Below are 23,518 nucleotides of genomic sequence, written 5' to 3' on the forward strand. Positions count from 1 at the left end.
ATGGGTTTTTCCTTAAAAATCGCCAAGCGTTACTTATTTTCGAAAAGCGAAAATAAAGCCATTAATTTTATCAGTTGGATTGCTGGTTTAGGTGTTGTGGCAAGTACTTTTGCTTTATTGGTTGTGCTTTCCGCTTTTGCGGGACTTAAGGAATATTCTATTCAGTTTACAGGAGCTCATGATCCTGATGCAAGAATTTTACCCAAATCTGGAAAAATTTTCAAAATTTCTGAAGATCAGATTAAAGAATTGAAAAGTTTAGATGAAGTTTATGAAGTAAGTCAAGTTGTAGAAGACCGAGTATTGCTTGGGTTTAAGCAAAAAAACACCCCAGCAAATTTAAAAGGAGTTGATTATAGCTTTACAGATGTTATTCAAGTTAGGCGTTCTATTGTTTATGGAAATTGGTTTGAAAACGACTATCAAGTTGTTATGGGTAATGATTTAGCTAGACAACTTTCTATTGGTTTAATGGACGCTTCAGGAGTACTAAATTTCATGGTTCCTAAGCCTGGGAAAGGACAAATAAGCAGCATTAACAACGCATTTAGAAGTAATGTGGGAAGCGTTTCAGGCATTTTTTCATCAAGTGAAGATAAGGACCAAAATTACGTTTATGCAGACCTTGAATTTGCCAGAGATTTATTTAAGGTAAACAAAGACGAAGTAAGTTTTTTAGACCTGAAGCTAATCCATCCTAACTCATTTTCAAGTCTTCAGAACAAAATTCAACCTATATTAGGCGATGAGGTTGAATTGAAAAGCAAATTAATGATTAATGATGAGCTTTATAGAATGTTAAATACCGAGTACATTGCTGTTTATTTTATTTGTACCTTAGTTTTAATTATTGCCTTATTTAATGTTATTGGTTCGGTAATTATGTCTGTTTTAGATAAAAAGGAAGATATTATTACCCTTTATAAATTAGGAGCAAATCGAAAATCTTTGGTCAATATTTTTAGGTTTCAAGGTTTTTTAATGACTTTTTATGGAGCATTAATTGGTATTGTATTAGCGATTTTCGTGCTTTGGACACAGTTGGAATTTGAATGGTTTATGATTAATTATCAATTGGCTTATCCGGTACAACTTACCTTTGAAAACTTGATGATAGTTTTAGCAACTGTTTTAGTGCTTGGTCTTTTAGCCTCAACACTTGCTTCAGAACGAGTAAAGAAATTAATTGACTAATTTGGTTATACAATCTCGGCTGATATTCCAGCTTCTAAAATACTTTCGCATCTTGGTCTTAAGTCTTCGTAATCGCCAGATTTTACTGTGCATTTTCCTTTAAAATGAATAAGGTAAGTACATTGTTCGGCTTGCATAGGGGAGTGGTCACAAGTTTCAATAAGTGTTGAAATAACGTGATCAAAAGTATTTACTTCGTCATTATGCACCACAATTTCGTATTCCTTTTGAACTTTCTCCTTAACTAAAGTTTGCTCTTTCTGCTTTTCTTGAAAATTCATTTTATTTTTTTTCAAAGATAAAAAGAAATAGGAATAATTTTTAGTCTTTAACAAATTTACAAGCTACCCATTGCTTCTTTGTGCTGTGATTAACATAGTTTAAACCATTGGCTTTGCAAGCAGATTTTATTTGTTCTAAATCCTCTTCATAGAATCCACTTAAAAGTAAAGTACCATTCTTACTTAGGTGTTTGCTGTATGTAGGAATGTCTTGAAGAAGTACATTTCTATTAATATTAGCAAGTATGACGTGGTATTCGCTTTGTATAAGTTCAGCACCTCCTTTTTGCACCCAGCCCTTGCATCTATTTCGCTGTAAATTTTCATTGGTATTCTCTACACACCAATCGTCTATGTCAATATAATCAACTTTTTCAGCTTGGTTTAAATCGGCCATAATTCCTAAAACTCCGGTTCCGCACCCCATATCTAAAACTTTTTTATGGGCGCAATTTTCCTGAATTATAAACTGCATCATTTGGTGGGTAGTTTCGTGATGACCAGTTCCAAAAGACATCTTAGGCTCAATTATTATTTCGTGTTCAAAGCCTTTTTTTGAGGGATGAAAAGGCGCTCTGATATAAACTTTTTGCTCAATTTCAATAGGCTGAAAGTTTTTCTCCCATTCTTCATTCCAATTAATTTGTTCAATTTTTTCTATTTCCCAAGAAATATTGAAATCAGGATTTTGTAACAATTGAATTTGCTCTAATGATTCAGGTTGTAAATGCGCTTGAACGTAAGCAGAAATTCCGGTTGAGTTTTCTTCAAAACTTTCGAAATTTAGCTGGCTTAATTCGGCTAATAAAATTTCGCTTCCTAATGCTATGGGACTTATTTTAAAATGATAGGCAATGTACTGCATAAAACTATTAGGTTTTAAAATTGATTTAATTAAGCTTTAAGAAAACTAAACACATTAATATTTAAGTTGCATAATTACAAAAAAAACTTATCAAAATATAGATAGATTTGCTTATTATTAGTTTCTCAAAAAAAGATTTAAAGTTACCTGAGTAAGTATTCATAAATATAAATTAGATTTTGATAAAAACTTTTTAGATAGAAAGTGTAAATATTAATATGGTTTACTAATTTTGCATCAAAATAAGAAAAACATGTCTTTAGAAAAAAAAGTGATGGATAAGATGAAGCAGGCAATGAAAGCGAAAGATACGCTAGCTTTAGCTTCATTAAGGTCGGTGAAAAGTGAACTTTTAAAAGCCAAAACTTCGGCTGATAGTTCTGGCGAAATGACTGCTGAAGATGAGATTAAGTTATTGCAGCGATTAGTGAAACAGCGTAAAGATAGCGCTCAAGTTTATGCAGAGCAGGGGAGAGATGATTTAGCTGAACCTGAATTAAAAGAAGCCAAAATTATTGAAGCATTTTTACCTGAGCAGCTTTCTGATGAAGAAGTTAACGAGGCTGTTCAAACTATTATTAAGCAAACAGGTTCATCAAGTATGAAAGACATGGGCAAAGTGATGGGACTTGCAAATAAAGAACTAGCAGGAAAAGCAGATGGGAAACGTATTTCAACTGCTGTTAAAGCACAGTTATCTTAATTCATTTTAATTTTAGTTTTCAAAAATAAACAATTTTGGCCGCGTAGTTCAACTGGATAGAATATCAGATTTCGGCTCTGAGGGTTGGGGGTTCGAATCCTCCCGCGGTCACGATAAGCATAAAACCACACTTAAAAAAAGTGTGGTTTTTTTATATTTTAGCAAGCAGGAATTTACTGAAACAATAAATCAATTATTGTGATTATAAAGGTGTTAACAAAAAGGATAGTACGCTTTCTTTTTGCTAGAGAAAATCAATTCCCGCCTATGAAAATATCAGAGAAGTCATCTGAGTTCACAGCATAACTTAACTAGCGTTTAAAGTACTTAGTCATTTTATCGTATTTTAGTTAACCCCATGCATTTGCCTTACTTGTTTTAATATCATTTTTTTGGGAGTTAGAGGAAGCATAGCAGACATTAATTTCTGAGCAGATGTAAGCCCCGAAATAACATCTAATTTCCCTTTTAACATTCCTTCATATCCATCTTGTGCTACACGTCTTGCCGTTGCTGTTTTTTTAAATAGTTCCGTTTTATCCATGCCAGATATTCTACCAAATTCTGTTGCAGTAGCGCCAGGCATTAAGTTAGTAACGGTGATATTGGTATTGTGCAACTCTTCCGCAAGGGCATTACTAAAAGAGGTAACATAGGCTTTTGTGGCATAATATACTGCTTGTAATGGGCCGGGCATTAAGCTGGCCGTTGAAGAAACATTAAGAATTCTTCCTTGGTTATTGTTTACAAAATCTTGTAAGAAATAATGCGTAAGGGCAGTTAGCACACTGATATTTAAATTGATCATTTGCAGATCTTGTTCTAATTCTCTTTCATTGAACATCCCTAATCCGCCAAACCCAGCATTATTGATTAAGTAATCTACCTTCAGCCCTTTTTGCTGCACAAGCTCATAAACTTCTTTTGCGGCATTAGGTTTGGTTAAATCTTTTGGTAGTACCAACACATCAATATTGTGTTGTTGCTCGAGTTCTTTTTTTAGTTCATTCAATTTGTTTTCGCTTCTTGCGATTACAATTAAATCTCCCCCTTTCTCTGCGTGAATTTTCGAAAACTCTTTTCCTATTCCACTGCTTGCTCCTGTAATTAATGCTGTTTTTTTCATTTCCTGTTAAATTTAATAGTGAGTACTTACTTATTATAGTTTGTAAATTTTTTTATGCTGAATATTTATGAATTAAAAATTGTTTGAATTGTTGTTGATTAGTCAAATTACCTTTTAGTATTTCTGTAGAAATCGACTCTAAAGTTTGAAGCATATATTGAGCCTCTAGCGCTGGAAAATCATAATTAAGTTGAGTAAATGCCCAAGTTAATTTGTCAAGCAAAGGTTTCATTTTATTAGGATTATTGTATTCCTCCTCCCATTTGAGTTTAAACTGAAGCTTCCAATAATTGTATTCAGATTTTTTGATAAGAAAGGGAAATTCAATTGTTTTCAGAATGACAGATTTGGGATCGGTCTGCATCATAATATCGCCAAACAAAATATTTACTTTTTGTTCTGCATTTTCAATTATCGCATTTAACAGTCCTTTTTTGCTTTTATAATGTCGAAATATTAGCCCTTCAGAAACACCTGCAAGTTTTGCTATTTTGTTGGTAGAAGTTGCACTCACACCTTCATTTGCAAACAATACCAAAGCACTTTGTAATATTTTTTCTTTCTTATCGGTCATTAGTGTGTAAGTAATTACTTGTAAATGTAAACTATTTTTCATTATAGGCAAATCTGTTTAGGTAATTACTGATTTTTTTCGATTTAGAAACAACACTTTTTCCTTTTTAAGGTTTCAATCAAAGGTATTATCTCGTTTTGCGGCTAAGAAGAGGTAGTTAGATAGCCAAATAGAGATATTTAAATAAATATTTTTTTTCGTCAGAAATGCTGTTTAGCTTTAGCAAATACTGAAAAAAAAGATAATTTATCGCTAAATCGAAAGTTTTTTGTAATCGTAGAAAGTGAAAGTTTTATCTGATAAATTTGCTTATTTAGAATCGCAACAAACGATATATAAAAAACTTTATTTACATCAAAAAGAAATAGTTATACCAAAATTTACATTATGATATAGTTTATCTATAGGAACTACGGGAGCAGTATCGTAAATATTCTGATACAGTAAACGCAAACCAATATATTTAGTGATATTGTAAGTAAGTTCAAAACTTCTGGCTAATCTATGATTTTTAAAGAAATTAGTAAGGTTTGGTTGATAATAACCACTAATGTCTAAGTCAAATAAATCACCAAAACTTTGTTTAAAACTTATATACGCATTTCCTCTTAATCGCTCTACATTTCTATTGCTTTGATTAGTTGGTAACAAATCATCAGGCACCCCTGAAAAGTTCCATCGCTCAAATTCATATAAACTACCAACACCAAAATACAAACCTGTTTTGTTTTTAACCAGTGCAGTCCACCTAAGATTTGCTCCTGCTGCATATTTCCTATCTAAACCTCTTACCTCATTCCAATGCATTTGATAAAAAGGTTCAAATGCAATATTTTTATTGTGTAATTTAATGTATTCAAGGTAAAGAAATCCACCACTTAATATTTCATCGTTACCAAGAAAGCTATATTCAATTCTAAAAATCAATTAATTATACTACAGATTTATGTTTGTTATTCTTTTTTAGTTAAGAGCTTAGCTATATTTTTTTGAAGATTTTTTTCTCTGTCTTTATAATTTTTTTCGGTTTCTTCATTGATATTCCAATGCTCATTTAACCAGAAGCTTAATTGATTGTTTTCAAAAATATATTTCGCATAAATTTGATTTGAATACCATAAATTTCCGTTGATAAAGTAATAGTGAAATTTTCCTGTAAATTCTTTAGATTCATTTGCCACAGCATGTTCAATTTTAACAGGCAAATTAGCCTTCGAATACCAAATAGAAACAGGAGTATTGGGGACATTGTAGAGCGTGATTTTTTTTTCAATTTTTTTCAATTTAGGAATCGTTTTATTAATTTTTGTTGTCACTGAATCACAGGTTATCCTAATTTCCTCTGAACTTGCTCTAGGGCTTAATTTTGGCCAAGTAATAGTTATTGAATCAATTTTTTTTTGTTCTTCACTAATTGTTATTGGTTTGCTTTGGTTACTATTAATGCAACCTAACAGCAGCAGTAATAAAATTAAACTACATATAATTTCTCTCTTCATAATTATTAATTTGATAAGGCTAACAAGCTTTTTTTTGAATTAAACCTATTTCATATACATTTAGATAATTTTTAAATTGACTTTAAAATTCAAATATAATAAAAAACTAAAGGTAAAAATGCGCTGGTAAACTTAGTGAAGCTTTAACTTACTGAAGTTAGTTTTTTCAAACCTAAAATTAACGCAAGTAGAATGTTTAACTGTTCTTCTTGTAGTTTTTAAAATTGTTGTTCAAAAGTCTTTCCATTAAATTTGTATAGGCTTCCATCAGCCATTCCAAACCATAATTTACTATTTCTATCTTCGTAAATTGAAAGAACGAAATCATTCTTTAGTCCATCTTTCTTAGTATAATTTTCAAATTCTTCTCCATTGAATTTCCAAATTCCTGCGTCTCTGTCTCCAAACCAAATGTTTCCTTTGTTATCTTCTGCGATTATAAATACGTGTTCGAGTGTGCCTTGTGGTGATTTTTCTCCATTTCGTTTACTGCTGGGGTGAATCAAACGTTGTTTTTTTGAAAAATTTATGACTGAATCACCTTCTTTAAGTAATACGCCAATTCCATTATTCCCAAGCCAAAGCCTTCCTTTAGAATCTTCGTAAACACTTCGTATATGCAAAGCTTCAATTTTATTTTCAAAACCTAATGTTTTATTATTAATAACTGTAAATTCACGTCCATTGTACCCAAAAACACTTGCATAGGTACTAAACCAAATCATATTGTTTTTGCCTTTTGAAATATCAGTTACTACAAATAAATTATCGTAGGGGTTAAGTACTTTTTGAGGGGGAAGCTTTATTAATGTAATTCTTGCCCATCGTATCTATAAACGCCGGCTTTATTTCCAGCTTCAAACCATAAATCATTATCGGATTTCATCCATTCACTTGTCTTATGTTTATTGCTTTGAATTGGAAAAACATTTTGAGAGTTTTTGTTGTTTGCTTTTATGCGATTACTAATTGTTGTGCCATTATAAGTGCTGATTCCAGTTTGTGTGTCAAACCAAATAATGCCTTGCTTGTCTTCTTTAATGGAGTGTATTTGGTTGTCAGAAAGTCCTTCATTACTAGTAAAATACTTGAACGATTCTCCATTATAAACCGCAACCCCTTCTTGGAGACTTCCAAACCAATAATTTCCTTTGCTATCTTGAAAGATAGCACGAATTCCAGAAGTAAATTTTAAGGTATCGGTTTTTGAAGAGGCTGTTAATTTAGGTTGACTAATTTGCTTTTTTGTTGATTTTTTTTCAGCACAAGAAAAGTTCAAGCTTATGATTAATATTAGGTAAATCAGATTTGTTTTTTTGTTCATTTTGGGTTTTATAACATAAAATTTAATCTTCTAGTATAAGAATAGTAAGGCGAAGAGATGACTACCACTTGGTTGATTAAAAGTTGAATTTTTTAATTTTTTCTTTCTATATTTCAAGATTCATTAAGCCAAAATAACAACTTTGGCAAGCTTGTAAAAGTGCAATTTTTATTGGTTAAGGATTTCATTGAATTATTGTTTTATGGATTACAGAGCAATATTTACCAGGCTATTAATTTTATTAAATTAATCAATTTTTTTATACCTCAACAATTCTTTTCCATTAGAGTTATAAAGCACTAATTGAAGATTGTTTAGCTGATAAGCTTTTACTTGTTGTATTGAATTGTTAATTTGATTAGACAACTTCATATTTGGACAAGCCATTCTAGTTTCTGCTACCTTTTCAAATTCTAAGTATTTGCTATTTACAATTTTTATTTCGCCTGTAAAATTGTTGCAACCATTATTTCCCATCACTCGATTCTCCTTAAGATTTAGTTCCAGTTGTGGATTTCTACCCAAGTCTTTTAGGTTTATTTTTTCACCATTAACGCTTATCAAAGCCCATATATCATTCAATTTTAAACTATTGTCAAAATTTTTCTCAACTATTTCAACTAATTCGTAAGTTGTTGAAGAAAAGTCTGCAGGCACTTCATTTTTAGGTTGTTCAATTTCTCTTACAATCAATTTATAAATATAGCCTTCTTCAAATTCAAAACCTTTGATACTATTATAAAACAATTGCCAATTGCCAGTATCTGCGGTTTCTTTTTTCTGAACTTGCATACACATCATTGAATTAACCCCGGTACATTTCACCTTTCGTGAATTTATCCAATAAATATGTTCATTAGGTTTTAGATTATAAGAGCTAGAATTATTTTTAGTTAGTCTGTATTTATCTTTTAAATCACCTTTTATTTCATTGCCTTGACGGTCTAATTTTAACAGAGCATTTTCAATGACGAGATATTGATGATTTAGGGAAGGTTTTTCATTTCTATGAAGTGTAATGCTATTACCTTTATCATTCCATTCAAAAGCGCCCTTTTCTTCAAAAACCTCTTCAGATTTTCCTTGATATATTGTGCTTATAGAATAGGTTTTATCTTGATTTAAAACAAGTTTTGTTTCCTGACCTATGCAATCTGCACACGGAATTGTACCTTGATAAGTGCCTGTCCAATCAAGAGAATTTTTGCTATTGTGATTATCAGTAATTACTATATTTTTTTTGGAGGAATTACAGGCTGAAAAAAGTAGGATAAGTAGTAATAATTTTAGTTTCATTGCATCTTTGTTTTGTGTTTTTTTTACTATTTAAGTTTGCTTTATATCTTATTAATTAGAAGCCTGCTGCTTGTCCGTCAACTCTAGATTCTGAAGCACCAAAATATACGTTTTTATTTAAATCTTTCATTATTCCTTGGTAGCGCCCAAAGAAGCTATTACCAACTTCAACGCGATGACCTTTATTTTTTAACTCTCTAACCGTTTGGTAAGGGATATTTGATTCTACATAAACTTTACCTTTAGAGTTTGTTTTTTTATGCAGTTTATCGGTGGGTTGTGATGAACCAGAATGATTCCATCTTGGGGCGTCTCCAGCTTCTTGAATATTCATTCCAAAATCAATAATATTAGTAAGAATACTTACATGTCCTATCGGTTGATAAGCACCACCCATGTTTCCATAGGTAAAAATTCCTTTTCCATCTTTTGTAACTAAACCAGGAATAATGGTATGAAAGGGTCGTTTACCGGGGGCGTACACATTAGGATGATTAGGGTCTGTAGAAAATAATTCGCCTCTATTTTGAAAACTAAAGCCCGTGCCTGGAACCACAAAACCAGTTCCCATACCTCTAAAATTACTTTGTATCAAGGCAACCATATTCCCATCTTTATCTGCTGTGGTTAAGAAAATAGTGTCCCCATCTTCTAGAACATCTACACCAGAACTTTGGTCATTCATAGCTTGATTGGTAATTAATTCGCCACGTTCTTTTGCATATTGTTTAGATAGTAATACTTCCATAGGAATTTGATGAAAATCGGGATCGGCATAATGTTTAGCGCGATCTTCATAAACCAATTTCTTAGTTTCAATAAAGGCATGTAACGTAGCTGAAGTTCCAAATCCCATTTCCATTAAAGGGTAATTTTCTAAGATGTTTAACATCTGCAAAACTGCTGTTCCTTGAGCATTTCCACCTACTTGATAGACTTGATACCCTCGGTAATTTGTACTGATGGGATCTACCCATTCCGATTGGTGATTAGCTAAATCGGTTGAAGTTAAATACCCCTTATTTTCTTTCATCCATTGATCAATTTTTTCAGCAATTTCTCCTTTATAGAAAGCGTCTCTTCCTTGATTAGCAATTAATTGAAGTGTATTTCCTAAATCGGGGTTTTTAAAAATCTCACCCTTTTCTGGTCCTCTTCCATCAATACTAAATGTTTCTGTAAAAGCACCAGGCTGATTTTTTAGAAAAGGAACGCTTCTAGACCAAGCAGCAGCTATAGCTTCAGTAACGGGAAATCCGTTTTTAGCATAATCAATAGCTGGTGATAATAGTTTTTTCATCGAAGTTTTTCCAAAGCGTTGATGCAATTCAAACCAACCATCTACTGTTCCTGGAACAGAGACCGAAAGTAAGTGGTCAGGCGGAATGCTATTTTGATTAATTTTTTTAAGCTCTTTCATTAATTGATTGTAAGAAAGATTAATAGGAGATCTTCCACTAGCATTGAGCGCATAAACTTCCTGCGAATCTTCATGCCAAATTAAAGCAAATAAATCACCCCCAATTCCATTTCCAGTTGGCTCCATTAGTCCGGTAGCTGCATTAGCTGCAATTGCGGCATCTATGGCGTTTCCACCATTTTTAAGCACGTCTAAACCAATTTGAGTAGCAAGTGGAACGCTTGTAGCCACCATTCCATTTTCACCAATAACCTCAGAGCGAGAAGCAAAATTAAGACCTACTTCTCGGTCTCCTTGTGCTGTGGCTATACCTAAAAATAAAAGGCAAAATAAACTAACTAATCCTAAATAAGTATAATTTACTCTCATTTTTTTGATTTACAAAATACAATATAATACATTTTATTGCTAGTTTTTTTTGTTTTTGTTAACCTTAGGCTTGTTTTTATAAATATGTCAAAGCAAATAATTTTCTTAATAAATTAGCGGAAGATAAGAAGATTGAATTTCCTTATGATCAATCAGTAATACATTGGCTAGAGGAAACAACTCAATAAAATGCTTAATCATTTCATCGTCTTCGGTAACAAACTTTTGATGTGGATACATTCTTAATCAATTCTTTAAAATGTAATTTTCTGTTTTTTAATCAATAACCAAATTACAATAGGAGCCCCAAAAATAGAGGTAATAGCATTAATAGGCAACGTATATTCACTTCCTGGAAGCTGTGCAATAGTATCACAAATCAACATAATTATGGCGCCTCCAAATAAAACACTAGGCATAAGTATAAAATGATTATTGGTCTTAATTACTTGTCTTATGATGTGTGGGACAGCTAGGCCAATAAAGGCAATTGGACCAGCAAACGCGGTTACACTTCCAGCTAAAACACTTGTTGATAAGATGACCAAAAAACGATTTTGTTTTATGTTTACCCCCAAACTTTTAGCGTAATTTTCTCCTAAAAGTAATGCATTAAGATTTTTTAAACAAAAAAGACAAACTACACTACCTATGATAAAAAAAGTAAAAAGTACCCCCACTTCCTGCCAGTTTAAGTTTCCTAGGCTTCCAAAAGACCAAAAGATATATTGTTGTAAGTTGCTAGCTGGACTAAAATAAGAAAGTACACTTACCACAGCTCCAGTTAAACTGGCAAACATTAAACCAATAATTAAAAGTGCCATACTGTCTTTTATTTTGATAGCGGTAGTGAGTATTGCTAAAAGTACAACTAAACTTCCTAAGCTTGAGAAAATGACTAAAGCCCATTTAGAAAAAATAAGCGTCCCTAAAAGCCCTCCGAAAAGACTTCCGCCAAGAATTAAAATTGCTACTCCTAAACTGGCCCCACTACTTAACCCCAAAACGTATGGACCCGCCAAAGGGTTTCTAAATAATGTTTGCATCAACATTCCAGACACCCCTAAAGCGCCGCCTACAAGTATAGCTGTAACTGCTTTGGGTAATCTGTATTCCCAAATAATATACGACCAAGTAGAATTAACTTCTTCTTGCGTAAATAGTATTTTAAAAAGAGCTGATTGTGAAATAGAAACTGAGCCTAAGCCAATATTAACCCAGGTGAAAGCCAGCAAGGCAAAAAAAATGAGAAGAATTATTGATTTACTTTTCACTTTATTCTAATGCTTTAAAAAATTGTAATTTATGTTTTTTGAGCAATTTTGGATGTAAAATTTTTACTAAATCTTTCAGCACTAAATCTGGCCTATTAGGACCTAACTCGTAGTAAACAACACCACCTGTTTTTCCTGTAATTAATGCTGTTCCATAGACATTTTTATCCTGAAATGCCTTAAATTTTTTATAGTGCTTATTGTTGTCTAACAATTGATTTAAACTAGTGTATTGTGCAGGACCTATCCAAAACTCAGCCTGCCTTCCTTTCTCTAAAACTTTTTCAAAAGCCAAAGCAATGCTTCCACTTCCTGAGGTGTAATCGAAAATATACTTAGCGTTAGCATCCTCTAAAAGTTTTCCTTGCCAAGAGTTTCCGTAAGGCAAATACCATCGGTCATTATGCATAGCTCCTGAAATAACAAGAGGTCGGTCTGTAGTTTCTGAGGCTATTTTTTTGGTTTGTAAATAAGATTTTTCAATTTCTTCAAAAGCTTTAAAGGCTTCTTTTTCCTTGCCTGTTAAAAGCCCAAAAACTTTCAGCCATTCAGCTTTTCCTAGTGGATTTTTTTCTAGCCAATCACTATTATAAAGTACTGGAACCCCCATTTTTTCTAGGGTATTCAAACTCTTATTACTTCCTTCTATTGCAAAACCAACAACAATTTCTGGAGCTAATGAAATTAACAGCTCTGTATTGATATTTTCATTTTTACCGAGTTCCTTAATTTTACCCTGATCAATAAGTTCTCTAGCTTGTTTAGAAGAGATGTAATCAAGACCAGGGAAACCAATTAATTTATTTAAGTCGCCTAAATGTTCTAATGAAGGTATGTGCGTGGTAGAAGTAACCACCATTTTTTCTATTGGTAGTTTTATAAAATGATGATATTCAAAGTTTTTGGGTAGTTTGTCAGGGTTTTCAGCAAGGGCATATACGAGAGATTTTTCAGCCTCTGGCCAAGGTTCTTTTACTTCAATTACCTTAAAATTTTCAGCTTCATAAATGGAAAATGTTGAAGCATATTTCACTTCCTTTTTGGGTAAACTTTTAAAATCAAATTTTTCTTTTTGAGGTGATTCACAGGCAAAGTTTAAAAAAACTAGTATTAAAATTAGGCCTTTATGAAATTTGAATTGATTGAATTGCATTTGCTTTAATTTGAAACTCCTAGCAAATATACACACAACAAAGCGGATTTATAGGTTATTAGTTAGATAAAATAAATCTAGCTATTTTTTTATAAATAGGAGCTTATCACTTAGAGAATTATTATTTTTGTGGCATGAATAAATTAAAAGAACGCTGGGGAATAAGTTCAAACTTTCAGCTAATTATCATATTTATTGTATTCGGAATAACAGGTTCATCTTCGGTTTACGTTGGTTCACCTTTATTAGAGTTTTTGTCACTTACCAAAGAGAGTTTTCCTGATACTTTTCTAGGCGTATCATTTTACTATGTGTTGAGGATATTAATTATTTTCCCTATTTACCAAATTTTATTAGTAGCCTTTGGATTTTTATTTGGACAATTCAAATTTTTTTGGAATTTTGAAAAGAAAATGCTTTCTAGAATGGGGATTAAATTCTCTGATAAACCTCACTAAGGTCTAGTTGCCATATAATCTAACAATTTAATACTGAATTATTACAACTATGAAGCTAAATTAAAGGGCACAATATGCACTAAAATTAATAATTGATATAATCAGTGATTTCCAAACCGTAGCCAATCATACCAACTCGTTTTTTCATCTGACTATTAGAAAGTAATTTGATTTTATGAATACCTATATCGTGTAAAATTTGTGCACCAATACCAAAATCTTTATTGTCCATTTTAACACTTGGAGCTTTCATTTCACCCTGAGCTTGGCTTTCTTTTAATTGTTCTAAACGATTTATTAAGTTAAGTCCTTGTACATTTTGATTAATAAAAACAATAGCTCCTTTTCCTTCGTTATTCACCGCTTTAAACATGTCGTCAAGTTTTTTATCGGCATTATTGGTAAGTGTGCCTAAAATATCATTATTAATTAAGGTTGAGTTGACCCTTACCATAACGGGTTCATTAGGTTTCCAAGTGCCTTTAGTTAAGGCTAAATGTACATGATTATTAGTGGTTTGTTGATAAGCACGTAATCTAAAATCACCAAATCTTGTTTGAATATCAAAATCTTGTTTTTTCTGAATTAATGAGTCATGTTGCATACGGTAAGCCACTAAATCTTCAATAGAGACTAATTTTAGACCAAATTTTTCAGCGACTTTAGCAAGTTGAGGTAATCTTGCCATCGTTCCGTCTTCGTTCATGATTTCTACAATCACTCCCGCTGGTTTTAGTCCTGCTAGTCGGGCAAAGTCAATAGCAGCTTCAGTATGGCCAGTTCTTCTTAACACGCCACCTTCTTTTGCTTTTAAAGGGAAAATATGACCAGGCCTGTTTAAATCTTGTGGTTTTGTGCTTTCATTGGCTAAAGCTTCAATAGTTTTAGCTCGATCTGAGGCAGATATACCTGTAGTAACACCCTTCCCTCTTAAGTCAACTGAAATTGTAAAGGCAGTCTCTAAAGGGTCGGTGTTATTGCCTACCATCATGTTTAAATTTAAGTCTTTACAGCGTTTTTCTGTAAGTGGCGTACATATTAATCCACGCCCATGAGTAGCCATAAAGTTAATCATTTCTGGAGTTACTTTTTCAGCAGCTGCAAGAAAATCGCCTTCGTTTTCTCGATCTTCATCATCTACAACAATAATTACTTTTCCTGCCCTAATATCGGCAATAGCTTCTTCTATAGTTGAAAGTTGAATTTTATTTTCTTGAGGTGTTTTTAAAGACATACCTTTTTTTATAATTTTTAGCAAAGCTAATTATTCACGCGTTTTATACTTGTTCAGTTTCAGTTTAATTAACAGTTTTCTTAGCGGTACTGAGATAAAATCAAAACTTCCGAAACCTTGGTCTGTGGTAGCTCTGTAGGTTAAAAATACACCTAAAGGAAACATGATAAAAGTTGAAATCCAAGCACTTAAGAAAGGACTTATCTGACCGGTTTCTGCAGCATTTTGTGCTAATATTCCCACAAAATGATAGATGAGAAATAAAATGATAGCAAAAACTAACGGAAGACCAATACCTCCTTTTCTAATAATTGCTCCTAGAGGAGCCCCAACAAAAAACAAGACAATACAAGCAACACCAATAGCGTATTTTTTATGCAGGTTTATTTCGGCTTTGTTGATAATAATAAACTTGTTTTTAAACCTGTTTTTTTGGCTTTCAATTTGTGGAGAAATACTGTTTATATTGCTTTTTGCTCGACTAAAAATTTGCAGCCATTGCCGATCTTCAAAAGCTAAAACCAAGGAGTCTATATGTTTAATAGGCTTTAACTCTTTTAAATTAGATGAATCTTCATGGCTTTTTTTTAGTTTTCGTGAATCTTTTACTGAGTTTTTGTTTTTTTGAGCGTTTCCTTTGCCACGATTTCTTTGATAGCTAGTATTCTGTTTTACTAATGAGTCGGTCTTTTGGAGTTCTAAATTGGTGTTTAGTCTATTTTTTTGAACATTTTTCTGCAAATTTTTTAGTGGATTTTCTGCTTGTTGATCATCAGGATTATTTGTTACTCTAGTAAATCCATTACGTTGATTAACCAAACGTCTATACCTTCTTTTAGAATTATTGATTGACGTTGAAAATGAATCTATTTGTAACCGAAGTTCACTAGTATTAAGCATTTTGTAGGGATGTTTTGCATTTTCATCGTCAAAATCTACATTGTTAAAATTAGATAAATCTATATTTATTGTGTATTCATCAAAAGAAGACTTTAAGTAAGGTAAACGTTGACGCTCTTCGTAGTTTTTAGGGACAACTTCATCATAATAATTTCCATTAAATAAAATAAGCTGTAAAATATTAGAATTATCTTCCGAATATAGTTCGCCGTCTTCAGCTTTGATTACCGTAAAATTACCTCTGTTTTTTTTAGCACTTTTGTGAATGACAACATTTTTAAGGTATTGGTCATTGTCTCCAGATTTTTCATCTACTTTTATGTTGTATTCTCCCAAATCGGTAAAAACGCCTTCTACAATAGCCATTGCCGGCTTAGCTTTTGCAATGTTTCTCTTTAGGTTGATGGCTTTATATTCAGACCAAGGAATAATGGTATCGGCAAAAACAAAAGTAGCATAACCTAAAATTAAAATGAAAAAAATTAAACTTTTCATTGCTCTTTGTAGTGAAATTCCGGCCGATTTCATAGCTGCAAACTCGTAGTTTTCTGAAAACTGACCAAAAGTCATTATAGAAGAAACTAGAATAGTGAGGGGTAAAAGTAAAGGAATTTGATGGGGTATGTAATAAAATAAAAACCGAGCAATAACACTAATTTCAATGTCCTTACCTGCAAAATCTGAAATAAACATCCAGATAGCCTGAAGAATAAAAATCATTATCAGGATAAAAAAAACCGTAAAAAAGGTTTTTAAAAAATTGAATAATATATACCTATCAAGTATTTTCAAAACCTAGTCTAATCGGTTGATGTAGTAATCCTTGTACTGTTCTTCGTTAAATTCAAAATGTTTAACTGAAAGGGGTTGATTTTTTTTAAAACTTTTTACTTGTATTAAGGTTTTTGTTCCATTTTCTTGCACTTGAATTAATGTGTGTAGATGAAGTGTTTGCTGATCAACACCGAGTAAGATTTCATCAATATCCTCATTTGAACCTGGGTTAGGAATCAATTTTATAAATTGAATTTTTCTACCTTTATAATTCTGTACAATATCCATTTCATAAGTATAACCTTCTTCAAAAAAAGTAAGCATTTTAGAAGGAGTGATTTCATTTTCGTCTTGATCGTTGTAATTAGAAATAATCACTTCTTCGTCTTCAGGAATAATTGTGTAGATTTTTTTGCCATCAAAAACGCGAGTTGTTCCCATTAAATTAAGGAGGTATTTATCTCCTTCTATACTTACATCTCCTCGAGTTTCCTGTTTGATATTTTCGTTTAGATTTTCTAAGGTGTATGCAAACTCTATAGAAATATTATCATAAGATTTTACTTTGCTCAAAATATCTTGAACCAGATTTTCAGCCTCTTTATTGTTTTGTGCATTTGCGTAAAACGTAAATCCAAGCACCAATAAACCTATAATTATATTTTTCATTTGTATAATCTATTTTAATTTTTAAAATTCAATTTTATTTTAAATGTTCTTCTAGGCTGTTCAAATCATTAATTAAAACCTGTCTTGCTTTGCTTCCTTCAAAAGGGCCAACAACTCCAGCTGCTTCAAGTTGGTCAATAATTCTACCAGCTCTGTTATAGCCTAATTTCATTTTTCTTTGAAGTAGAGAAGCTGAACCTTGTTGTGCAGTAACAATAATTTCTGCGGCCTCTTTAAATCGTGAATCTCTTTCATCAATATTATCATCAATACTTGTGCCACTTTCTTCCCCTTGATATTCAGGTAGGAGGTGAGCGTCTGGATAGGCTTTTTGACTTCCAATAAACTCTGTTATTCGATCTACTTCTGGCGTATCTACCAAGGCACATTGTAATCTTACAAGTTCGTTACCTTGAGTAAAAAGCATGTCTCCCCGGCCAATAAGCTGGTCTGCACCACCAGCATCTAAAATTGTTCTTGAATCAATCTTAGAGGTAACTCGAAATGCAATACGGGCAGGAAAATTAGCTTTAATCATCCCTGTAATTACATTTACAGATGGGCGTTGCGTGGCAATAATTAAGTGGATACCTATAGCTCGAGCTAATTGAGCAAGCCTTGCAATTGGAGTTTCAATTTCTTTTCCTGCCGTCATTATTAAATCGGCAAATTCGTCAATAACTAAAACAATATAAGGTAAAAACTTGTGGCCGTCTTCTGGGTTTAATTTGCGTGCTTTAAATTTTTGGTTATACTCTTTAATGTTTCTAACCATGGCATCTTTAAGTAAATCATACCTTGCATCCATTTCTATACAAAGCGAATTTACTGTATTTACCACTTTTGCATTATCTGTAATAATAGCCTCTTCAATAGCTGGCATTTTAGCTAAATAATGACGCTCAATTTTATTAAATAAGGTAAGTTCAACTTTCTTAGGGTCAACCAGTACAAACTTTACTTCAGCAGGATGTTTTTGATATAATAGTGATGTTAGAATAACATTTAACCCCACAGATTTTCCTTGACCAGTTGCTCCTGCCATTAGTAAGTGAGGCATTTTAGCTAGATCAACCACAAAAGTTTCATTAGAAATTGTTTTCCCTAAAGCAATAGGAAGTTGCATTTCGGCTTGTTGAAACTTAGGCGAAGAAACTACCGAGCGCATAGGTACAATAGAAGGATTTTGGTTAGGTACTTCTATGCCGATGGTTCCTTTACCAGGAATAGGAGCTATAATTCTTATTCCTAAAGCCGCTAAAGACAATGCAATATCGTCTTCTAGATTTTTAATTTTTGAAATTCTAATTCCCGCTTCTGGTATTATTTCGTAGAGTGTAACAGTTGGACCAATGGTTGCTTTTATATCAGCTATACCAATTTTATAATTTTTTAAGGTATCAACAATTTTTACTTTATTGGCTTCAAGCTCATTTTGATCAATAGTAATTCCTTTGCCTTTGTTGTAATCCTCTAATAAGTCTATTCTTGGAAATTGATAATTAGAAAGTTCTAATTTAGGATCAAATTCACCAAAATCTTGTACCAGCTTTTTACTTAATTCATCTACTTCATCTTCTTCTTCAGCGGCTTGTACTTCCATCTTAACATCACCTTCTTCTTCTGATGAAATAAGGATTTTTTCTTTTGAAAGCGAATTTTCTTCTTTAGTTTTCGGACTTAATTTTACTTCTGATGGGCCTTCCTCATCAACTGAAACCTCCTCTTCTTTACTACTATTAGCTTGGTCATTTTGTTCCAATGAAGTAGCTTGCTCTTCAGCATGAACAAATTCATCTTCAATAGATTTTTTCTTGTTTTTTAAGTAAGCAGAAAGCTGATCTGGAGTCCATCCTAAACGAATAACTAGGTAAAGAATAAGTAAAAAACTTAAAAAAATACCCACGCCAATTTTCCCAATATAATGGCTAAGAAATTCGGTGATTTCAAAACCAACAATGCCACTTAAAATGGGCTGTGAAGGAATTATAAAAGCAAAAAATAAGGCCAGCCAAGCCATTATAAATAACCCCCAAAACCAATACTTTACTAGTTTTTTTGCAGATAGTGATAAAAATAAGTAAATACCGGTAAGTAAAGTAAGAAAAGCTATGTTGAAAGCACCAATACCAAAACCCGAAAAAATAAAAAAGTGACTAACTTTAGTGCCAAACTTACTCAACCAATTTTTAGCTTCTAACTCTTTATTGAATAAATCATTGATTAAAGATTGATCTGCTTTCCAGTTAAATAGAAAGGAAATAAAAGAAAGAAACAGAGCCAGCCCCAAAAACAATAAAAACGAACCCAAAATAACACGGTGTTTTTTGGACCACTTTATCTTTGGTAGCTTCCAAGCAGACTTTGGGTTATTATTTTTTTTCTTAGCTTTGGACATACATTTCTTAAACGCGCAAAAATACAAATATAATCAAGTCTGTCAACTTATCTTCAATTTAAAAAAAATATGCTTGTTATAAAAGCTTCGAATACAATTTTAGTAAATTGCCACAAACTTTAAATTAAAACAAAAATGAAAAAACTTATTACTTTAACATTACTCTCTGTAGGGTTAATTAGCTGTAACCAGGAAGATAAAATTGATTTAAAACTTCAACTTACTGAAGGAGAAACTTATCAGCATAGTTCAAAGATTAAAATGGACTTGAATCAAAAAATGATGGGGCAAGATGTTGATTTAACCATGTACATTGAAGGTAAAATGAGTTTCATTAACCAGTCAAATTTAGAAGGGAGTCATGAACTTGTAGGATTTTATGATTATCTATCTTACGAAACTCAAATGCCCCAAATGCAAATGAAAGTTAGTTCTGATGAAGTTGATGCTGAGAACCCTTTGAGTTCTATTTTTAATGATATGGTAGGTGAAAAATTCAACTTTAATTTGTCAAATCAAGGAAGAGTTTCTGAGGTAGAGGGGATTGATAAAATCTGGACAAAGTTGATTGCTGCAAACGAAAACCTTTCCGATTTAGAAAAAAATCAATTCCAGGCGCAAATGCAAGAATCTTTTGGGGCAGATTCTTTTGCAGGTTCACTCGAAACATCGTTTGCTATATACCCTGAAGCTCCAGTTAAGCTTGGTGATTCTTGGACTGTGACTACAAATCTTCAAAACGGATATCCAGCTCAAATAAAAACTACATTTACCTTAAAAGATTTTGACGAAGATTTTGTCTATATAGAAGGAGAGGGAAACATTAAAACTGAAGAAGAGGATAACCGAATGACCACAAATGGAATGGAGTTTATATTTAGCCTAGAAGGTTCTAATACCTCTGAATTAAAGCTAGACCGAAAAACAGGTTGGATTGTTGATGGAACTGTAAATCAAAATGCTAAAGGAAACATGAAGTTTGCTGAAGCTCCTCCAGAAATGGAAGATCAAACAATAGCTTTAGATTTTACTTACCTTATAGAATTATCCAACAATTAATTTGAATAGTTTTAGCAAATAGATACATTATCTTGCTTTTTAACCTAAATAAACAAATTTTTGTTAAAACATATTCTTTTGCTTTATGATGTTTTGTTTTTTTCCTAAAAAAATGATTAACATATTAAGCTTTAACTTTTTGTTTATAGGTTGAATGAATTCATTGATTAAATTCGTAAAAAAAATAGTGTTATGATTAAATTAAAAAAAATAAGTAAACTAGTACTTGGATTTCTAGTAATTGTAGGTTTTAGCTCATGTAGTAGCGATGATGATGCAGGCACTCCCATCGATTCATTCCCTACTACTTTCGAAATTATTTCTAACAGTGAAAATCATACGGTTTTAACTTCATTAATTCTTGAAACTGGATTAGATGAGGTTTTAGATAGCGGTACTTTTACCGTTTTTGCACCAGATGATAATGCTTTTGAAGGTATAGATGCTACTCAATTTTCAGAAGAAGAATTATCAAATTTATTGCTTAATCACGTAATTACTGGAAACGCTGAATCTCAAAATTTATCCAACGGATATATTGAAACTAACGCAAGAGAATCTTTTTCTGGAAATGAGCATAGAATAAATATGTTGATAACTTTAACTGATGATGTTCGCTTAAATGGTGCATCTACTGTAACTAACCCAGATTTAGTAGCAAATAATGGTGTTGTTCATGTGGTTGATGAACTAATACCAATTCCAGATATGGTAACTTTTGCTACGGCAGACCCTCAGTTTGAAACTTTAGTTGAAGCAATAACAAGAGAAGACCAACCTGATTTTGATGATATATTGTCAACACCAGCTGGAGAGGAACCAGCACCTTTTACCTTATTCGCTCCTAATAACGATGCGTTTCAGTCAGCTCTCGCATTTTTAATTAGTCAAGAAACAGGTATAGAAAGTTTAGAAGATTTGCCACAAGAAACTTTGGAAGAAGCTATCTCTTTACACTTGGTAGCTGGTGGTAATGTTCGTGCTTCAGATTTAACAAGTGGTCCGCTAGAAATGTTAGGTGGAACTATTGAAATTGACACCAATAACGGGGTAACTATTACTGATGCTAATGGAAGAGAAATTACCGTACTAACTTCTGATATTCAGACTTCTAACGGGGTGATTCATGTTATTGATAATGTAATTTTACCTGAATTAGAAGTGGAAGACTTACCAACGCTTGTAGAAGCCGCTGAAAACGCAGGTTTGACCAACTTATTAGACGCCATTGCTGAAATTGACGGTTTAGGAGAATCCTTGCTTGACGCAGATGCAATTACTGTGTTTGCGCCAACCAATGAAGCTTTTGATGCAGCTCTAGAAGCTTTTGATGCAACTAATTTAGATGAACTTATTACAGCAATTGGTGGAGTTGAGAACCTAGAAACTGTTCTTGGGTTTCATGTTATTCCGGCAGTTGCATTTGCAAATGATTTAGAAATGGGTGAAAATAATTTTGAAACCTTATCCGGTCAGGAATTGACTGTAAACTTTGATGGACAAGACGTTAGTGTTGTTGATGCTAACGGAGAAGTAGCTAATGTTATTCAAGCTGATGTTGCTATTGAAAATGGTGTAGTTCACATTATTGATGCTGTTCTTTTACCTGAATTAGGTCAAGATCTTAATGAAGTAACGTTGGTTATTGGTAATGATGGAGCAAGTGCTTATTTTGTTTCTGAAATTATAGGTGACGAAAATGTAACATCATTAAATGAAAATAATAGCACATGGACAATGACCCAAGGAACTAGATATACTTTGGTAGTTGAAAATGCTGGAAGCCACCCAATTGGATTAAGAGATTCCATGGACAGTCTTTTGTTATCGCAAGATTCTTCTGAAGGAAGCTTTGAGGCCAGTGAAGCAATAGATTTTCAAATTGAAGGAAATGCTATAAGTTTTACACTAACAGAAGATTTAGCTCAAGAATTAGACAACTACGTGTGTAATATTCATGGAGCAATGACAGGAGGTATTGTTATTCAATAATTTCAATAAAAATTATATTTATAAGCCACTTAGATTAGTCTAAGTGGCTTTTTTCTTTCCATTTTTGATACGCTTCAAGGTCTTCAGAAATTAATTTCAGCGTAATTCCAATAATACTTGCATCATCAACATAGCCAATAAAAGGAATAAAATCTGGCATGAAGTCTAAAGGGTTAAGTAAATAAAGTAAAGCAAATGTAATAGCTGCAATGCTTAGCCAAGGCACCGAAGTATATTTTTTATTCTTGTAGTCTTTCAGCATTGAAAAAAGTAGGTTAATTTGTTGCTTAAACTTACCTAAACGAGATACCTTCTTCTTAATTTCTTCTTCATTTGTTAGGGCGTGATTGATGTCTTTTTCTTCAATCTTTTTCCTTTCGCCTTCAATATAATTTTCGTCTATTTTTTTCTTTTTCATAGTAACCTATATTCAACAATCAAACATAATTATAAAAATTCACTAGCACCCGAAATTTTATTAGTTTTGACTAAAAACAGAGTTTTAGCCCAACAAATGCTTTACAAATATAGCTTTTACCCTGAAAATAAGTTCATCCTATATTTAATTCCATTTGTGAATTAGGTAGAATTTCCTTAACAACTTCCTTTTTTAGCCCCTATAAAACAAGATAGTGATACAAGCAGAATGTTATTTTTTTAGTGAGATTAGAGATTGTTTTATCTATTGTTCTTCTTATCAGTTCTAAGCGTAAATAATTAATCAGAACAATCTATATCTGTGATTTAACAGCATTTTCACTTGTACCCATGTACCCTATAATGTTTTCATCTGTAAGTATTTTTTTAATGATTTGAAAAAAAATTCAATATCCCAACGTTTTTTATAATGCTCTGCGATACTATTAACCTGAGTTCGATTATAATCACAAAGTCAAAATCAATAAGGATATTCAGTTACAAGGCAATTTTTTGAAGGATAGCCTTAGCTATCGTGA

23 protein-coding genes, 1 tRNA gene and 1 pseudogene are annotated in these 23,518 nt (G+C 32.3%); 6 read left to right on the forward strand and 19 right to left on the reverse strand.

Features of this window, described 5'->3' with window-relative positions; all coding sequences use genetic code 11:
• Window positions 1-1,194: an ABC transporter permease gene (locus G7034_RS06070; RefSeq protein WP_166400078.1), complete on the forward strand. Its 1,194-nt coding sequence runs from the start codon at window positions 1-3 to the stop codon at window positions 1,192-1,194.
• 5 nt (window positions 1,195-1,199) lie between these two features.
• Here the strand turns inward: G7034_RS06070 and G7034_RS06075 are convergent, their stop codons facing one another.
• A complete protein-coding gene (locus G7034_RS06075; protein ID WP_166400079.1) occupies window positions 1,200-1,475 on the reverse strand; it encodes an ATP-dependent Clp protease adaptor ClpS in 276 nt (91 codons plus the stop codon).
• Window positions 1,476-1,515: 40 nt separating this feature from the next.
• Window positions 1,516-2,340, reverse strand: coding sequence for a 50S ribosomal protein L11 methyltransferase (gene prmA / locus G7034_RS06080; protein ID WP_166400080.1), 825 nt, complete (start codon window positions 2,338-2,340; stop codon window positions 1,516-1,518).
• A gap of 253 nt (window positions 2,341-2,593) precedes the next feature.
• Here prmA and G7034_RS06085 point away from each other — a divergent pair, with 253 nt between their 5' ends.
• Window positions 2,594-3,043: a GatB/YqeY domain-containing protein gene (locus G7034_RS06085; RefSeq protein ID WP_166400081.1), complete on the forward strand. Its 450-nt coding sequence runs from the start codon at window positions 2,594-2,596 to the stop codon at window positions 3,041-3,043.
• 37 nt (window positions 3,044-3,080) lie between these two features.
• Window positions 3,081-3,154: transfer RNA gene (locus tag G7034_RS06090), tRNA-Arg, on the forward strand.
• A 235-nt stretch (window positions 3,155-3,389) separates the two neighbouring features.
• Here G7034_RS06090 and G7034_RS06095 read toward each other — a convergent pair.
• The 11 genes from G7034_RS06095 to G7034_RS06135 form a co-directional block, all read right to left on the reverse strand.
• Complete coding sequence (locus G7034_RS06095) at window positions 3,390-4,169, reverse strand: SDR family NAD(P)-dependent oxidoreductase (RefSeq protein ID WP_166400082.1); 780 nt, start codon at window positions 4,167-4,169, stop codon at window positions 3,390-3,392.
• 52 nt (window positions 4,170-4,221) lie between these two features.
• Complete coding sequence (locus G7034_RS06100; protein ID WP_166400083.1) at window positions 4,222-4,785, reverse strand: TetR/AcrR family transcriptional regulator; 564 nt, start codon at window positions 4,783-4,785, stop codon at window positions 4,222-4,224.
• A gap of 312 nt (window positions 4,786-5,097) precedes the next feature.
• Window positions 5,098-5,670, reverse strand: coding sequence for a DUF481 domain-containing protein (locus G7034_RS06105; RefSeq protein WP_166400084.1), 573 nt, complete (start codon window positions 5,668-5,670; stop codon window positions 5,098-5,100).
• A 26-nt stretch (window positions 5,671-5,696) separates the two neighbouring features.
• On the reverse strand, window positions 5,697-6,242 hold the full coding sequence (locus G7034_RS06110) for a hypothetical protein (RefSeq protein WP_166400085.1): 546 nt from the start codon (window positions 6,240-6,242) through the stop codon (window positions 5,697-5,699).
• 218 nt (window positions 6,243-6,460) lie between these two features.
• Window positions 6,461-6,967, reverse strand: coding sequence for a two-component regulator propeller domain-containing protein (locus G7034_RS11875; RefSeq protein ID WP_246166772.1), 507 nt, complete (start codon window positions 6,965-6,967; stop codon window positions 6,461-6,463).
• An 80-nt stretch (window positions 6,968-7,047) separates the two neighbouring features.
• Window positions 7,048-7,566: a two-component regulator propeller domain-containing protein gene (locus G7034_RS11880; RefSeq protein ID WP_246166774.1), complete on the reverse strand. Its 519-nt coding sequence runs from the start codon at window positions 7,564-7,566 to the stop codon at window positions 7,048-7,050.
• 246 nt (window positions 7,567-7,812) lie between these two features.
• Window positions 7,813-8,862: a DUF4377 domain-containing protein gene (locus tag G7034_RS06120; protein WP_166400086.1), complete on the reverse strand. Its 1,050-nt coding sequence runs from the start codon at window positions 8,860-8,862 to the stop codon at window positions 7,813-7,815.
• Window positions 8,863-8,917: 55 nt separating this feature from the next.
• Window positions 8,918-10,651 (reverse strand): gamma-glutamyltransferase, encoded by a 1,734-nt coding sequence (gene ggt, locus G7034_RS06125; protein WP_166400087.1) that lies wholly within the window; start codon window positions 10,649-10,651, stop codon window positions 8,918-8,920.
• Window positions 10,652-10,756: 105 nt separating this feature from the next.
• Window positions 10,757-10,891 (reverse strand): hypothetical protein, encoded by a 135-nt coding sequence (locus G7034_RS11975; RefSeq protein ID WP_262886461.1) that lies wholly within the window; start codon window positions 10,889-10,891, stop codon window positions 10,757-10,759.
• A 14-nt stretch (window positions 10,892-10,905) separates the two neighbouring features.
• Window positions 10,906-11,925 (reverse strand): iron chelate uptake ABC transporter family permease subunit, encoded by a 1,020-nt coding sequence (locus G7034_RS06130; RefSeq protein WP_166400088.1) that lies wholly within the window; start codon window positions 11,923-11,925, stop codon window positions 10,906-10,908.
• 1 nt (window position 11,926) lies between these two features.
• Entirely contained in the window at window positions 11,927-13,078 is a 1,152-nt protein-coding gene (locus tag G7034_RS06135) for an ABC transporter substrate-binding protein (RefSeq protein ID WP_166400089.1), read from the reverse strand.
• A 134-nt stretch (window positions 13,079-13,212) separates the two neighbouring features.
• Between G7034_RS06135 and G7034_RS06140 the strand changes: the two genes are divergently transcribed.
• On the forward strand, window positions 13,213-13,536 hold the full coding sequence (locus tag G7034_RS06140; RefSeq protein WP_166400090.1) for a DUF6787 family protein: 324 nt from the start codon (window positions 13,213-13,215) through the stop codon (window positions 13,534-13,536).
• 85 nt (window positions 13,537-13,621) lie between these two features.
• On the opposite strand, the gene ribB is transcribed toward G7034_RS06140, so the two are convergent.
• Genes ribB through G7034_RS06160 form a run of 4 tightly spaced genes read right to left on the reverse strand, consistent with a single transcriptional unit; the run spans window position 13,622 to window position 19,511 of the window.
• The gene (gene ribB, locus G7034_RS06145) at window positions 13,622-14,770 is read right to left on the reverse strand and encodes a 3,4-dihydroxy-2-butanone-4-phosphate synthase (RefSeq protein ID WP_166400091.1); all 1,149 of its coding nucleotides are present in this window, start codon (window positions 14,768-14,770) and stop codon (window positions 13,622-13,624) included.
• Between the two features lie 30 nt (window positions 14,771-14,800).
• On the reverse strand, window positions 14,801-16,462 hold the full coding sequence (locus G7034_RS06150) for an LptF/LptG family permease (RefSeq protein ID WP_166400092.1): 1,662 nt from the start codon (window positions 16,460-16,462) through the stop codon (window positions 14,801-14,803).
• Window positions 16,463-16,465: 3 nt separating this feature from the next.
• Window positions 16,466-17,113 carry a LolA family protein gene (locus G7034_RS06155; RefSeq protein ID WP_166400093.1) on the reverse strand — a complete coding sequence of 216 codons (648 nt, stop codon included), beginning with the start codon at window positions 17,111-17,113 and terminating at the stop codon, window positions 16,466-16,468.
• 34 nt (window positions 17,114-17,147) lie between these two features.
• Complete coding sequence (locus G7034_RS06160) at window positions 17,148-19,511, reverse strand: FtsK/SpoIIIE family DNA translocase (RefSeq protein ID WP_166400094.1); 2,364 nt, start codon at window positions 19,509-19,511, stop codon at window positions 17,148-17,150.
• A 135-nt stretch (window positions 19,512-19,646) separates the two neighbouring features.
• Between G7034_RS06160 and G7034_RS06165 the strand changes: the two genes are divergently transcribed.
• Both G7034_RS06165 and G7034_RS06170 read left to right on the forward strand, forming a co-directional pair.
• Complete coding sequence (locus tag G7034_RS06165) at window positions 19,647-20,570, forward strand: DUF6263 family protein (protein WP_166400095.1); 924 nt, start codon at window positions 19,647-19,649, stop codon at window positions 20,568-20,570.
• A gap of 192 nt (window positions 20,571-20,762) precedes the next feature.
• On the forward strand, window positions 20,763-22,562 hold the full coding sequence (locus G7034_RS06170; protein ID WP_166400096.1) for a fasciclin domain-containing protein: 1,800 nt from the start codon (window positions 20,763-20,765) through the stop codon (window positions 22,560-22,562).
• A gap of 34 nt (window positions 22,563-22,596) precedes the next feature.
• On the opposite strand, the gene G7034_RS06175 is transcribed toward G7034_RS06170, so the two are convergent.
• On the reverse strand, window positions 22,597-22,980 hold the full coding sequence (locus G7034_RS06175) for a YkvA family protein (protein WP_166400097.1): 384 nt from the start codon (window positions 22,978-22,980) through the stop codon (window positions 22,597-22,599).
• Between the two features lie 202 nt (window positions 22,981-23,182).
• Window positions 23,183-23,433 (reverse strand): annotated as a pseudogene (locus G7034_RS11885) (IS4 family transposase); the annotation flags it as partial.
• Window positions 23,434-23,518 lie beyond the last annotated feature (85 nt).

This window comes from Psychroflexus maritimus (assembly GCF_011089875.1).
GTDB classification, from domain to species: Bacteria; Bacteroidota; Bacteroidia; order Flavobacteriales; family Flavobacteriaceae; genus Psychroflexus; species Psychroflexus maritimus.

What these genes read in the sequence shown, in the direction of transcription:
- G7034_RS06070 (WP_166400078.1), top strand. Translation starts at nt 1, where the DNA reads ATGGGTTTTTCCTTAAAAATCGCCAAGCGTTACTTATTTTCGAAAAGC.
- G7034_RS06075 (WP_166400079.1), bottom strand. Translation starts at nt 1,475, where the DNA reads ATGAATTTTCAAGAAAAGCAGAAAGAGCAAACTTTAGTTAAGGAGAAA.
- prmA (WP_166400080.1), bottom strand. Translation starts at nt 2,340, where the DNA reads ATGCAGTACATTGCCTATCATTTTAAAATAAGTCCCATAGCATTAGGA.
- G7034_RS06085 (WP_166400081.1), top strand. Translation starts at nt 2,594, where the DNA reads ATGTCTTTAGAAAAAAAAGTGATGGATAAGATGAAGCAGGCAATGAAA.
- G7034_RS06095 (WP_166400082.1), bottom strand. Translation starts at nt 4,169, where the DNA reads ATGAAAAAAACAGCATTAATTACAGGAGCAAGCAGTGGAATAGGAAAA.
- G7034_RS06100 (WP_166400083.1), bottom strand. Translation starts at nt 4,785, where the DNA reads ATGAAAAATAGTTTACATTTACAAGTAATTACTTACACACTAATGACC.
- G7034_RS06110 (WP_166400085.1), bottom strand. Translation starts at nt 6,242, where the DNA reads ATGAAGAGAGAAATTATATGTAGTTTAATTTTATTACTGCTGCTGTTA.
- G7034_RS11875 (WP_246166772.1), bottom strand. Translation starts at nt 6,967, where the DNA reads ATGATTTGGTTTAGTACCTATGCAAGTGTTTTTGGGTACAATGGACGT.
- G7034_RS11880 (WP_246166774.1), bottom strand. Translation starts at nt 7,566, where the DNA reads ATGAACAAAAAAACAAATCTGATTTACCTAATATTAATCATAAGCTTG.
- G7034_RS06120 (WP_166400086.1), bottom strand. Translation starts at nt 8,862, where the DNA reads ATGAAACTAAAATTATTACTACTTATCCTACTTTTTTCAGCCTGTAAT.
- ggt (WP_166400087.1), bottom strand. Translation starts at nt 10,651, where the DNA reads ATGAGAGTAAATTATACTTATTTAGGATTAGTTAGTTTATTTTGCCTT.
- G7034_RS11975 (WP_262886461.1), bottom strand. Translation starts at nt 10,891, where the DNA reads ATGTATCCACATCAAAAGTTTGTTACCGAAGACGATGAAATGATTAAG.
- G7034_RS06135 (WP_166400089.1), bottom strand. Translation starts at nt 13,078, where the DNA reads ATGCAATTCAATCAATTCAAATTTCATAAAGGCCTAATTTTAATACTA.
- G7034_RS06140 (WP_166400090.1), top strand. Translation starts at nt 13,213, where the DNA reads ATGAATAAATTAAAAGAACGCTGGGGAATAAGTTCAAACTTTCAGCTA.
- ribB (WP_166400091.1), bottom strand. Translation starts at nt 14,770, where the DNA reads ATGTCTTTAAAAACACCTCAAGAAAATAAAATTCAACTTTCAACTATA.
- G7034_RS06155 (WP_166400093.1), bottom strand. Translation starts at nt 17,113, where the DNA reads ATGAAAAATATAATTATAGGTTTATTGGTGCTTGGATTTACGTTTTAC.
- G7034_RS06160 (WP_166400094.1), bottom strand. Translation starts at nt 19,511, where the DNA reads ATGTCCAAAGCTAAGAAAAAAAATAATAACCCAAAGTCTGCTTGGAAG.
- G7034_RS06165 (WP_166400095.1), top strand. Translation starts at nt 19,647, where the DNA reads ATGAAAAAACTTATTACTTTAACATTACTCTCTGTAGGGTTAATTAGC.
- G7034_RS06170 (WP_166400096.1), top strand. Translation starts at nt 20,763, where the DNA reads ATGATTAAATTAAAAAAAATAAGTAAACTAGTACTTGGATTTCTAGTA.
- G7034_RS06175 (WP_166400097.1), bottom strand. Translation starts at nt 22,980, where the DNA reads ATGAAAAAGAAAAAAATAGACGAAAATTATATTGAAGGCGAAAGGAAA.